This window comes from Streptomyces sp. NPDC017936, from assembly GCF_044328485.1.
Taxonomy (GTDB): Bacteria; Actinomycetota; Actinomycetes; order Streptomycetales; family Streptomycetaceae; genus Streptomyces.
In genome coordinates this window covers 390,664-402,821 of record NZ_JBIRHK010000004.1, presented here as the reverse complement: position 1 = coordinate 402,821, position 12,158 = coordinate 390,664, and the positions used below count along the sequence as shown (strand labels likewise).

The window sequence follows — 12,158 nt, the reverse complement described above, 5'->3', positions numbered from 1 at the left end:
CGGCCGGCGGGTGCTGTGGGACGTGCGGGTCGCGCGTGGACATGGAGGTCCCCCGTTTCTCGCGAGCGGTGCTCGCGGCTCCTTAGCTTCGTTCTATCTAAGTGATATCACTTTATCGTGAGATCGCAACCTTGCGCCTCTCTCGTACGTCGGTTATCGGGGGAACGGTGTGACGGTTCCGCCGTGCGGGGTGCTGATTCTCACGCCCGCACAGCACAGGACCGAGCCCCCTTCGTCACAGAGAGCGGTGTTAGCTTTCAAAGCTGACCTGCCTCCGGGCACGGGTGTGACTGCCGAGTAGGAAGCGGAGCGAGCGGACTCATGGGACGAGCGGACGAGAGACGAGCGCGACAGCGCGGTGGCCGCCGCGCCGCGCCCAGGAACCGCCCGTCGCGGACGGAGGCCCCCGCCTCCCGCAACGAGTCGGTGTCCCCGGCGGACACCGCCACGGGCACCGCCCCGGCCGGCGGCCGCGCGGCGGCCCGCAGGGGCGCGAAGAAGGGCGGCGCCAAGGCCAAGGGCGACAAAGGCCGCATACGCCGGCTCTTCACCTGGAAGAAGATGCTCGGCGCCTTCCTCGGCGTCGTGCTGCTCGGCGTCGGCGCCTTCGTCCTGCTGTACCTGACGACGCCGATCCCCGACACGGCGAACGCGGACGCCCAGCTCCAGAGCAACGTCTACAAGTACAGCGACGGCACGATCCTGACCCGGGACGGCAAGCTCAACCGCGAGAACGTCGACCTGGCGGACGTCCCGAAGGCCGTCCAGCGCACCTTCGTCGCCGCCGAGAACAAGAGCTTCTACAACGACGTCGGCGTCGACCTGAAGGGCACCGCCCGGGGCATGCTCAACACCCTCATGGGCAAGGGCGCGCAGGGCGGTTCGACGATCACCCAGCAGTACGTCAAGAACTACTACCTGACGCAGGAACAGACCGTCACGCGCAAGCTGAAGGAACTGGTCATCTCGCTGAAGCTGGACCGGGAGAAGTCCAAGGACTACATCCTCGCCGGCTACATCAACACCAGCTACTACGGCCGCGGCGCCTACGGCATCCAGGCCGCCGCCCAGGCCTACTACCGCGTCGACGCCGACAAGCTCACCGTCCCCCAGGGCGCCTACCTCGCCGCGCTGCTCCAGGCCCCCAGCCAGTACGACTGGGCCGTCGCCTCCGACACCGGCAAGCGGCTGGTCCAGCAGCGCTGGAACTACGTCCTGAACAACATGGTCGAGGAGGACTGGCTCGGGAAGGCCGAGCGCGACGCCATGACGTTCCCGGTGCCCAAGGAGCCCAAGGCCGCCCCCGGCCAGGAGGGCCAGGTCGGCTACCTGATGAACGCGGCCAACAGCGAGCTGGAGCGCCAGCTGGTGGAACAGGGCGTCGCGGAGAGCCGCAAGGAGGCCGAGGCGATGGTCGGCGCCGGCGGCTGGAACATCACGCTCAACATCGACAAGAAGAAGCAGAAGGCGCTGGAGCAGTCCGTCAAGGACCAGCTGACCAGCAAGCTCGACAAGAAGAAGCGCTCGGTCGACGGCGACGTCCAGGCCGGCGCCGTCTCGGTGAACCCGAAGACGGGTGCGGTCGTGGCGATGTACGGCGGCGTGAACTACGTCGAGCACTACACCAACAACGCCACCCGCACCGACTACCAGCCCGCCTCCACCTTCAAGCCGGTGATCCTCGCCGCGGCCCTGGACCAGGGCGCCGAGACCCAGGACGGCGTCGAGATCACCGCCGACACGATGTACGACGGCACCAGCAAGCGCCCGGTCGTCGGCAGCGACATCGGCTTCGCCCCGGAGAACGAGGACGACGTCGACTACGGCCCCGTCACCGTCCAGACGGCCATGAACAAGTCGATCAACTCCGTCTTCGCGCAGCTGGGCGTCGACGTCGGCATGGACAAGGTGCTCAAGACCGCCGCGGACCTCGGCATGGACACCGAGGACCTGAAGGCCGTGCCCGCCCAGACCCTCGGCACCATGGGCGCGAGCCCCCTGCAGATGGCCGGCGTCTACGCCACCCTCGACAACCACGGCAAGAAGGTCACCCCGGCCCTCATCAAGTCCGTGGAGAACAGCCGCCACGCGGTGCAGCTCGCCGACCCGATCGGCGAGCAGGTCATCAGCCGCGAGGCCGCCGACTCGGTCACCTCCGTGCTGACCGGCGTGGTCGACGACGGCACCGCCAAGAAGTCCGTGCGGGACAACCCCCTGCGCAAGGGCCAGAAGGTCGCCGGCAAGACGGGCACCTCCGACAACAACAAGTCGGCCTGGTTCACCGCCTACACCCCCGACCTGGTCACCTCGGTCGGCCTGTTCGGCGAGTCCGCCAAGGCCCCGCACCCCCAGGTCCCCCTGACCGGCGCGACGAACGGCCTCACCTCCGACGCGGGCCGGGTCAACGGCGGCGGCTTCCCGGCGCAGATCTGGGCGGCGTACACCTTCGGCGTCTCCACCAAGGTCACCAAGTTCGACCTGGAGACCGACCAGGGCGCCGCGGTCCAGCCGAGCGTCACCCCCAGCGCCTCCCCGTCGCAGTCCGCGGAGCCGTCGGAGGAGCCGAGCACCGAGGCCCCGACGAGCAGCCGGCCCTCGACGTCCCAGACACCGTCGCAGCAGCCGACCACCCAGGAGCCGTCGGAGGAGCCCACCACCGAGGAGCCGTCGGAGGAGCCCACTACGCAGGAACCCTCGACGGAGGAACCCGAGAACCCCTTCGACCCCCAACTGAGCCAGCAGTCGAACCAGTAGGGCCAGGAGGAGACGCGGGGGGGGGGGCCCCCCCCCCCCCCGGCCCCCCCCCCCCCCCCCCCCCGGCCCCCCCCCCCCCCCCGGCGCCCCCCCACCACCCCCCGCCCCCCCCCGCCCCCCCGCGCCCCCCCAGGGGGGCCCGCCGCAGCCGGTTGGGGGCCGCCCGGCTCGGGCCGGGCGCCCCTCACGCGCTCTCCGGGTGACCCGTCAGCCCCGGTTCAGCTCGAACCAGACCACCTTCCCGGTGCTCAGCCGCGTGGCCCCCCACCGCCGGGCCAGCCGGTTGACGAGGAACAGCCCGCGCCCGCCCTCGTCCGTCGCCCGCGCCTGCCGCAGCCGGGGCAGCTGCGGCACGTCGTCGCCGACCTCGCAGCGCAGCACGTCGGTCCGCAGCAGCCGCAGCGTCACCGGCCGGGAGGCGTACCGCACCGCGTTGGTGACCACCTCGCTCACCAGCAGCTCCACGGAGTCCGTCAGCTCCTCCATGCCCCAGCGGGTCAGCGCCCGCCGGGCCAGCCGCCGGGCGTGCCCCGGCGCCGCGTCCTCCGGGTCCAGGAACCAGTACGCCACGTCACTCGGCGCGATCCCGTCGAACCGCGCGGCGAGCAGCGCGATGTCGTCGTCCCGGTCGCCCGGCCCGAGCATGTCCAGCACCTCGTCGCACAGGGCCTCCAGGGGCGGCGGATGGTCCGGCCCGGTCAGCTGCGCGGTCGCCGCGAGCTTCTCCCGCAGCTGCTCTATGCCCGTCGCCACGTCCCGCAGCCGGGACTCCACCAGACCGTCCGTGTACAGCAGGAGGGTCGCCCCGGCGGGCGCGTCCAGCTCCACGGCCTCGAAGTCGACGCCGCCCACACCGATCGGCGCGCCCGGCGGCACCCGCAGCACCTCGGCCCGGCCCCCCAGGTGCAGCAGGACGGGCGGCGGATGGCCGGCGTTGGCGATGGTGATGCGGTGCGAGACCGGGTCGTAGACGGCGTACAGGCAGGTCGCCATGCGGTCGGTGCCCAGCCGTTGGGCCTGCTCGTCGAGGTGGTGCAGCACCTCCTGCGGCGGCAGGTCGAGCCCGGCCAGGGTCTGCGCGGTCGTGCGCAGCTGCCCCATGATGGCCGCGCTGGTCATGGAGTGACCCATGACGTCGCCCACCACCAGCGCCACCCGGCTGCCCGGCAGCGGGATGGCGTCGTACCAGTCGCCGCCGACCCGCGCGGTCTCCGCGGCCGGCAGGTAGCGGGAGGCCAGCCGCACGCCCGTGGGGCGCGGCAGGGTCTCCGGGAGCATGGTCCGCTGGAGCTCGTCGGCGATGTACGCCTCACGGTCGTACAGCACCGCCTTGTCGATGCCCAGGGCGCTGTGGGTGGCCAGCTGGGCGGCGACCAGCAGGTCGTCGTTCTCGAAGGGCATGCGGTCCGGGCGGCGGACGAAGACCGCGGCGCCGATCACCCGGCGCCGGCCGCGCAACGGGGCCAGGATCGCCCGCTGGTCGTCCGGGACGACCAACTGGCTGTCCTCACCGATGAGTTCCGGCAGCGCGGCACGGGCCGCCGGAGTGTCCGCGAACACCGGACGCACCCCGCGCAGCACCTCCGCGAGCGCCCCGCCCGGCCGCACCTCGCACAGCTCGGCGACCGCCGCCGACAGCTCGGACAGCTCCGGCGACTCCTGCGGCAGAGCGGCCAGCAGCGCGAACCCGGTCTCCTGGTCGCGCTCCTCGGGGATCCGGTCGGTGCGCCGCAGCCGCAGCACCACCCGGTCCGCCGCCGGCCGCTCGTCGCCCACCGGCAGCGGGTCGCGCAGATAGACCAGGATCGCGTCGGAGAAGGTCGGCACGGTGGCCCGGCACAGCCCCATCACGATCTCGTCCAGGTCCAGGCCCCGGGCGATCCGCCGGGTGGCCGCGCCCACGAACCGCAGCCGGTCCCCGTCCCGCCGCATCGGCGTGGGCCGGCCGGGCGCGAGACCCTGCCCGGTACGGCGTTCCTGCCCCTCCGGGCCGCGCTCGGACCGCGCCTCGCCGCCCGGCTGGACCGGGATGGACTCGGGCGCGGGACGCGGCCGGTGGGCGTCGGTCTCGGCGGCCGAGAGCTGGGAGTGCTCGGCGTCCGAACCGGCCGGATCCATTCCCTTGGCCCCCATGCCTGCCGTGCCTCCCTTGCCTGCCTTGCCTCGGGTCCCGCTCTTGCCGCTCCGGGCCGGGACGCCCGGCGAGGCCGTGCCCGGCGCCCCGTCGGTCCGGGCCCGGTCCGCGGGAGAGGGTAAGGGGGAGGAGTCCGGCGCGGGAGCCGGGGAACGCAGGAGCGCCCCGCGGGCGTCCGTGGGGTCGACGCCCTGGGGGCGTTCGTAGGAGGTGGGCTGCTCCGTCACGCGTGTCGAATCCGTCCGTCCGGGGCTGCGCGCCGCGCGTGCAGTCGGTCCCGCAGAGAACCCGATACCCGGAATACGTGTCCCCGGAACGGATTTCCCGCGTGGTCAGAGGCTGTTCCTGTGCCACCGGTGGACCGCGCGCGGCCCTCGGTGTCCCCCTCGTACCCCTCGCTCACGTCCTGCCGCCCCTCGGTGACGTTCGGTCAGACCCGGTGCCTGCCCCGGGAGTTGCTGGTTCCTGCCCTTGCGGAGGACGATCCTACGTTTGTTGCCCGGGGACGCGGCAAGGGTCTCATGTGGACAGGCGCGCGGGTGTGCGGTCCCAGTCCTCCGGCAGCAACGGTACGGCCCAGGACGGATCCGGGCGCCAGTGCTGCCAGCCGTCGCCGAACGGCGGCCCCCAGGCGTCGATCACCGCCACCGCCGACCGGCCCGCCTCCCGGACCCGCTCGGCCACCGACGCGTCCATCAGGCCGTCCTGCTGGGCCTGCGCGAACTCGTCCTCGTCGCGCCAGTCCCAGGTGCGGTCCGGGTACACGCAGATGTCCAGGAAGTGGTCCTCGGAGTCCACACCGCCGTCCCAGCGGGCCAGCGGCTCCTCGAGGTTGACGTACCAGTTCTTGAACCGCCAGCCCGGCTCCCAGAACAGCCACACCGACCAGGGTTCACCGGGCCGGGCCAGCTTCAGCACACCGGTGCCGAACCAGCGGTCGAGCACCACGCTCCGCGGCCTGGTGTACCGGGTCCGCAGCGGCTCCTGGTGCAGGGGGGTGCCGTCGGCGAGCACGGGCTTGACGCACTGGGTGCCGGGGGCCATCCACACGGCGAGGAGCTCCTCGTCGTCCCGCACGACGGTGACGGGCCGGGCGATGTGGATGCTCTCGCCGCCGTTCTCCCGGTACCGCCACAGGACCTGGTCCCCGGGCTCCCAGAAGGCCGCCGCACCGCCCGTTCCCACGCGTCTCATCGCTCCACCGTCTGCCATGGACAGATATTAGGTGCCATGGGCATACGACGCTGCGGCGAGCGTCGCGGTTCTCGCGGCGGGGCGCGAAAGGTTACGGGTGTGTCATCCGCAGGACATCCAGCGCCTCGTCGAGCTGTTCGAGCGTCAGGTCCCCGCGCTCCACGTACCCGCCCTCGAGCACGGTCTGCCGGATGGTCTTCCGTTCCGCCAGGGCCTTCTTGGCGACCTTAGCGGCCTCCTCGTAGCCGATGTACTTGTTGAGCGGGGTGACCACGGACGGCGAGGACTCGGCGTACTCGCGGGCGCGGTCGCGGTGGGCGACGACGCCGTCGACGGTCCGGTCGGCCAGCAGCCGGGAGACGTTGGCGAGCAGCCGGACGGACTCCAGCACGTTCTTGGCGATGACCGGCAGCATGACGTTGAGCTCGAAGTTGCCGGCCGCGCCCGCCGCGGCGACGGTGGCGTCGTTCCCCGTGACCTGCGCGGCGACCATCAGCACGGCCTCCGGGATCACCGGGTTGACCTTGCCGGGCATGATCGAGGAGCCGGGCTGGAGGTCGGGGAGGCTGATCTCGGCGAGGCCGGTCCGCGGCCCGGACGCCATCCACCGCAGATCGTTCGCGATCTTCGTCAGTCCGACCGCGACGGTCCGCAGCTGCCCGCTGGTCTCGACGACGCCGTCGCGCGCGCCCTGCGCCTCGAAGTGGTCGCGCGCCTCGGTCAGGGGCAGTCCGGTGGCGCGGGCGACCTCCTGGATGACGGCGGCGGAGAAGCCGGGGGGCGTGTTGATGCCGGTGCCCACGGCGGTGCCGCCCAGCGGCAGTTCGGCGAGCCGGGGGAGGGAGGCCCGCAGCCGTTCGACGCCGTACCGCATCTGCGCGGCGTACCCGCCGAACTCCTGCCCCAGCGTCACGGGGGTGGCGTCCATCAGGTGCGTCCGTCCGGACTTCACCACGTCGGCGAACTCCTCCGCCTTCCGCTCCAGGGCGGCGGCCAGGTGCTCCAGAGCGGGGATCAGGTCGCGGGTGACGGCGGCGGTGGCGGCGATGTGGAGGGACGACGGGAAGACGTCGTTGGACGACTGCGAGGCGTTGACGTGGTCGTTGGGGTGGACGTCCCGGCCCAGGCGCTCGCTCGCGAGGGTGGCGAGGACCTCGTTGGTGTTCATGTTGGACGAGGTGCCCGAGCCCGTCTGGAACACGTCGACGGGGAAGTGCTCGTCCCAGCGGCCCTCGGCGACCTCGGCGGCCGCCTCCTGGATCGCCTCCGCGACGTCCTTGTCCAGGACCCCCAGTTCGGCGTTGACCTTGGCGGCGGCGGCCTTGATCCGGGCGAGCGCCTCGATGTGCGCCCGTTCCAGGCGCTGGCCGGAGACGGGGAAGTTCTCCACCGCGCGCTGGGTCTGCGCCCGCCACTTCGCGTGCGCGGGGACGCGGACCTCGCCCATGGAGTCGTGTTCGATGCGGTAGTCGGTCATGTCCGGTTCAGCGTGGGAGGGGGCGCGGTTGTTCCGGGGGTGAGCCGTTCGAGGGTCCCCGCTCCCTGCCGGGGGCCGTCCCCCGGACCTCCGGGGGACGGGAAGGGGCGGCGGGGGCGGACGACCCCGCCGCCCCCGCCGCGCGCCGTACTACGCCAGGCCGGGTCCCCGGACCGGGATCGTCGTGAAGGTCGGGGCCGGGGCGGGGTCCTTGAAGAAGTCGTTGCCCTTGTCGTCGACGACGATGAAGGCGGGGAAGTCCTCGACCTCGATCTTCCAGACGGCCTCCATGCCGAGCTCCTCGTACTCGACGACCTCGACCTTCTTGATGCAGTCCTGGGCGAGGCGCGCGGCGGGCCCGCCGATGGAGCCGAGGTAGAAGCCGCCGTGCGTGCCGCAGGCGTCGGTGACCTGCTGGGAGCGGTTGCCCTTGGCCAGCATCACCTTGGAGCCGCCCGCCGCCTGGAACTGCTCGACGTAGGAGTCCATGCGCCCGGCGGTCGTCGGGCCGAAGGAGCCGGACGCGTAGCCCTCGGGGGTCTTGGCCGGGCCCGCGTAGTACACGGGGTGGTCCTTGAGGTACTGCGGCATCTCCTCGCCGGCGTCCAGCCGCTCCTTGATCTTGGCGTGCGCGATGTCGCGGGCCACGACCAGAGGACCGGAGAGGGACAGGCGCGTCTTGACCGGGTACTTCGTCAGCTCGGCGAGGATCGACTCCATCGGCTGGTTGAGGTCGATCCGCACGACGTCGCCGTCCTGCTCCAGGTGCTCGTCGGTCGTGTCCGGCAGGAACCGCGCCGGGTCCGTCTCCAGCTGCTCCAGGAAGACGCCCTCGGCGGTGATCTTCGCGACGGCCTGCCGGTCGGCCGAGCAGGAGACGGCGATGGCGACCGGGCAGGAGGCGCCGTGCCGGGGGAGGCGGACCACGCGGACGTCGTGGCAGAAGTACTTGCCGCCGAACTGGGCGCCGATGCCGATCTTCTGCGTCAGCTCGAAGACCTTCTGCTCCAGCTCCTTGTCGCGGAAGCCGTGGCCCAGCGGCGAGCCCTCGGCGGGGATCTCGTCCAGGTAGTGCGCGGAGGCGTACTTGGCGGTCTTCAGCGCGTACTCGGCGGACGTGCCGCCGACGACGATCGCGAGGTGGTACGGCGGGCAGGCGGCCGTGCCCAGCGAGCGGATCTTCTCCTCCAGGAACTTCATCATGGAGGCCTCGTTCAGGACGGCCTTCGTCTCCTGGTAGAGGAAGGACTTGTTGGCGGAGCCGCCGCCCTTCGCCATGAACAGGAACTTGTACGCGCCGCCGTCCGTCGCGTACAGCTCGATCTGCGCCGGCAGGTTCGAGCCGGTGTTCTTCTCCTCCCACATGGTGAGCGGAGCCATCTGCGAGTAGCGGAGGTTCAGCCGGGTGTAGGCGTCGTAGATGCCCCGGGACAGGGCCTCCTCGTCGCCGCCCCGCGTGAGCACGTTCTGCCCGCGCTTGCCCATGACGATCGCCGTGCCGGTGTCCTGGCACATGGGCAGCACGCCCGCCGCCGCGATGTTCGCGTTCTTCAGCAGGTCGAGGGCGACGAACTTGTCGTTGGCCGACGCCTCGGGGTCGTCGATGATGCGGCGCAGCTGGGCCAGGTGGGCCGGGCGCAGGTAGTGCTGGATGTCGTGGATCGCCTCCTCGGCCAGCTTGCGCAGCGCCTCCGGCTCCACCTTGAGGAAGGTCCGTCCGTCGGCCTCGAAGGTGGAGACACCCTCGGAGGTCACCAGCCGGTAGGGGGTGGTGTCCTCTCCCATGGGAAGCAGATCGGTGTACGCGAACTCAGGCATCGGTGCCCATTCCTCTTCGACAGACAGCGCGGCCGGCCCCCGGCTGGCCACCCGCGGCTGACCTCCATTGGCAGCGCCCACCAGCGTAGAACCTGCCGTCGGCGGCGAACCTGTGAGGTAAGGCTCAGTTCGGCGGCGGGCGGGGACGGGGCCGTGGGCGGACCGCGGACACGAAGGAGGGGTATCGCGATCTATCGTGTTTCGGTACGCTGCTGTCGTGGACCTTCAGAAGCAGCCCGCACCGCGTGCCTCCGTCGCCGAACCGCGCGCCTCCGTGGCCGAGTTGCGCGCCTCGGACGCGGACCGTGACCGCATCGCCGACATCCTGCGCGACGCCCTCGCCGAGGGGCGCCTCACCGCCGAGGAGCACGCCGAGCGCGTCGAGGGCGTGCTGGCCGCCAAGACGGTCGGGGAGCTGGACGCGTTCATCAGGGACCTGCCCGCCGCCCACCGGCGGCACGCCCCGCCGCACGCCCCGGCCCCGAACCGTCCGCCGGCCGGCGCGATCCCCGTCGACCCGGACGACAACCTGGTCGCGGTCTTCAGCAGCAGCGTCCGCAGGGGCCGCTGGCGCGCCGGCCGCCGCATCCACGCGTACGCGATCTTCGGCAGCGTCGAGATCGACCTGAGCGAGGCGCTCTTCGAGTACCAGCAGGTCGTCATCAAGGCGATCTCGGTCTTCGGCAGCGTCGAGGTCCGCGTCCCGGAGAACGTCTCGCTGCGCGGCGCCGGCGGCGGCGTCCTCGGCAGTTTCGAGGTCGACACGCTCGACTCCGCCGACCCCGACGCCCCGGTCGTCTACGTCGACGGATGGGCCGTCCTCGGCAGCATCGAGGGCCGGCCGAAGCGCGGCCGGATCGTCGCCGACATCCTCGACCGGGTGCATCGCAAGGTCGACAGGGGTGTGCGCAAACACCTGGACCGTTGACGGTCGTGAACGCCGGCGTGCGTGCCGGCGGGCGCGGAAGCGGTCGGCCCTCGCGGGAAAACGCCGACTCGCCTCCCCGTAGCGGCGGTTGGGGACTCAGTGCATAGGCGCGCGCACAGCGGGTAGGGCTTGCTGCATCGTCTCTCGCTCGCGAAGCCGTCGTCAGGAGTAGACCGTGCTGCAACCGCCGCATTCGTCCCTGCAGGTAGCCGCCGTTCCGGCCCAGCGGGTGCCAGCGCGCGACAGGGACCAGGACGCACCCTGGCACACCGAGGCCGTGTGCCGGCGCGACGAGGCGGGCCTCTTCTTCGCCCCCTCCAAGGAGCCCACCGCCGCCCGTCTCTCCCGTGAGGAAGCGGCCAAGCGGGTCTGCGCCCGCTGTCCGGTCATGGTGGAGTGCCGCGAGCACGCCCTGCTGCAGCCCGAGCCCTACGGCGTCTGGGGCGGTCTCACCGCCGCCGAGCGCCGCGTCGTCCTCGCCCGCCGCCGCCGCCGTGACCTGGAGCTGAAGAAGGCGGCCAGGACGGCCGCGGGCCACATAGCCGCCGCCGGCTGACCCGCACGGACACGAAAAGGGGGCGCCCCCTCCGCACCGGGGGCGCCCCCTTTCCGGGGATGCGGGTCGGTGAGCGACCCGAGGGATGCGGGACCGCGCCGGCGAGCGCCGGCCGGAGTCCCGCAGACGTACGGTCCGCGGCGACCGCGGACGTCTACTTCGCCCGGTCGAAGTCGATCGCGCTGTACGCCCGCAGCTTGCTCAGCCGGTGCTCGGAGTCGATCCGCCGCACCGTCCCCGACTTGGAGCGCATCACGATCGAGTCGGTCGTGGCGGTCTCCGACCGGTACCGCACGCCCCGCAGCAGTTCGCCGTCGGTGATCCCGGTGGCCACGAAGAACACGTTCTCCCCGGTGACCAGGTCCTCGGTGGTCAGCACGCGGTCGAGGTCGTGCCCGGCGTCCAGCGCCCGCTGCCGCTCCTCGTCGTCCTTCGGCCACAGCTTGCCCTGGATGGTGCCCCCCAGGCACTTCACGGCGCAGGCCGAGATGATGCCCTCGGGCGTGCCGCCGATGCCGAGCAGCAGGTCGATGCCGGTGCCCTCGCGCAGCGCCAGGATGGAGCCGGCGACGTCGCCGTCGGAGATCAGCTTGATGCGCGCACCGGTGTCCCGGACCTCCTTGATGAGGCCCTCGTGCCGCGGCCGGTCCAGGATGACGACGGTGACGTCCTCCGGCGTGCCGCGCTTGGCCTTGGCGACCCGGCGGATGTTGACCTCGACGGGGGCGTTGATGTCGACGAACTCGGCGGCCTCCGGGCCGGTGACCAGCTTGTCCATGTAGAAAACGGCGGACGGGTCGAACATCGCGCCCCGCTCGGTCGCCGCGAGGACGGCGATCGCGTTCGGCATGCCCTTGGCCGTCAGCGTGGTGCCGTCGATCGGGTCGACGGCGATGTCGACCTCCGGCCCGGTGCCGTCGCCGACGCGCTCACCGTTGAAGAGCATCGGCGCCTCGTCCTTCTCGCCCTCGCCGATGACGACCACGCCGTTCATCGAGACGGTGGAGACGAGGGTCCGCATCGCACGCACCGCGGCGCCGTCGGCGCCGTTCTTGTCGCCGCGCCCCACCCAGCGGCCCGCGGCCATCGCCGCCGCCTCGGTCACCCGGACCAGTTCCAGGGCGAGGTTGCGGTCGGGAGCCTCGGAGGGGACATCGAGTTCGGACGGCAGATGATGGTGCTCGGTCATCGGAGCGCACCTTTCTGATACGACGACGGCCGGATGAGGGTTCGAGCCCGACTCTATCGTCAGTCCGACAAAATGAGCAGGGGACCCCACGGATGAGCGCACCGGGCA

General features: G+C 71.9%; 8 protein-coding genes. 3 read left to right on the top strand and 5 right to left on the bottom strand.

Annotation, left to right across the window (positions count from 1 at the left end; translation table 11 throughout):
* Positions 1 to 321 precede the first annotated feature (321 nt).
* Positions 322 to 2,754, top strand: coding sequence for a transglycosylase domain-containing protein (locus ACH4F6_RS11230; RefSeq protein WP_397959723.1), 2,433 nt, complete (start codon positions 322 to 324; stop codon positions 2,752 to 2,754).
* Between the two features lie 207 nt (positions 2,755 to 2,961).
* Here the strand turns inward: ACH4F6_RS11230 and ACH4F6_RS11225 are convergent, their stop codons facing one another.
* From ACH4F6_RS11225 to ACH4F6_RS11210, 4 genes are all read right to left on the bottom strand, one after another.
* Positions 2,962 to 5,115: a SpoIIE family protein phosphatase gene (locus tag ACH4F6_RS11225; protein WP_397959721.1), complete on the bottom strand. Its 2,154-nt coding sequence runs from the start codon at positions 5,113 to 5,115 to the stop codon at positions 2,962 to 2,964.
* A gap of 292 nt (positions 5,116 to 5,407) precedes the next feature.
* Positions 5,408 to 6,100: a DUF402 domain-containing protein gene (locus ACH4F6_RS11220; protein WP_397959720.1), complete on the bottom strand. Its 693-nt coding sequence runs from the start codon at positions 6,098 to 6,100 to the stop codon at positions 5,408 to 5,410.
* Between the two features lie 73 nt (positions 6,101 to 6,173).
* On the bottom strand, positions 6,174 to 7,559 hold the full coding sequence (locus tag ACH4F6_RS11215) for a class II fumarate hydratase (protein ID WP_397959719.1): 1,386 nt from the start codon (positions 7,557 to 7,559) through the stop codon (positions 6,174 to 6,176).
* A 150-nt stretch (positions 7,560 to 7,709) separates the two neighbouring features.
* Positions 7,710 to 9,377: a fumarate hydratase gene (locus tag ACH4F6_RS11210; protein ID WP_397959718.1), complete on the bottom strand. Its 1,668-nt coding sequence runs from the start codon at positions 9,375 to 9,377 to the stop codon at positions 7,710 to 7,712.
* Between the two features lie 217 nt (positions 9,378 to 9,594).
* On the opposite strand from ACH4F6_RS11210, the gene ACH4F6_RS11205 reads away from it, so the two are divergent.
* Together ACH4F6_RS11205 and ACH4F6_RS11200 are read left to right on the top strand one after the other, a co-directional pair.
* Positions 9,595 to 10,305 (top strand): DUF1707 domain-containing protein, encoded by a 711-nt coding sequence (locus ACH4F6_RS11205; protein ID WP_397959717.1) that lies wholly within the window; start codon positions 9,595 to 9,597, stop codon positions 10,303 to 10,305.
* Between the two features lie 175 nt (positions 10,306 to 10,480).
* Complete coding sequence (locus ACH4F6_RS11200; RefSeq protein WP_397959716.1) at positions 10,481 to 10,861, top strand: WhiB family transcriptional regulator; 381 nt, start codon at positions 10,481 to 10,483, stop codon at positions 10,859 to 10,861.
* A 154-nt stretch (positions 10,862 to 11,015) separates the two neighbouring features.
* Here ACH4F6_RS11200 and glpX read toward each other — a convergent pair whose 3' ends face one another.
* On the bottom strand, positions 11,016 to 12,050 hold the full coding sequence (gene glpX, locus ACH4F6_RS11195; RefSeq protein ID WP_397959715.1) for a class II fructose-bisphosphatase: 1,035 nt from the start codon (positions 12,048 to 12,050) through the stop codon (positions 11,016 to 11,018).
* Between the last annotated feature and the right edge of the window lie 108 nt (positions 12,051 to 12,158).

What these genes read in the sequence shown, in the direction of transcription:
- ACH4F6_RS11230 (WP_397959723.1), top strand. Translation starts at nt 322, where the DNA reads ATGGGACGAGCGGACGAGAGACGAGCGCGACAGCGCGGTGGCCGCCGC.
- glpX (WP_397959715.1), bottom strand. Translation starts at nt 12,050, where the DNA reads ATGACCGAGCACCATCATCTGCCGTCCGAACTCGATGTCCCCTCCGAG.
- ACH4F6_RS11220 (WP_397959720.1), bottom strand. Translation starts at nt 6,100, where the DNA reads ATGGCAGACGGTGGAGCGATGAGACGCGTGGGAACGGGCGGTGCGGCG.
- ACH4F6_RS11210 (WP_397959718.1), bottom strand. Translation starts at nt 9,377, where the DNA reads ATGCCTGAGTTCGCGTACACCGATCTGCTTCCCATGGGAGAGGACACC.
- ACH4F6_RS11215 (WP_397959719.1), bottom strand. Translation starts at nt 7,559, where the DNA reads ATGACCGACTACCGCATCGAACACGACTCCATGGGCGAGGTCCGCGTC.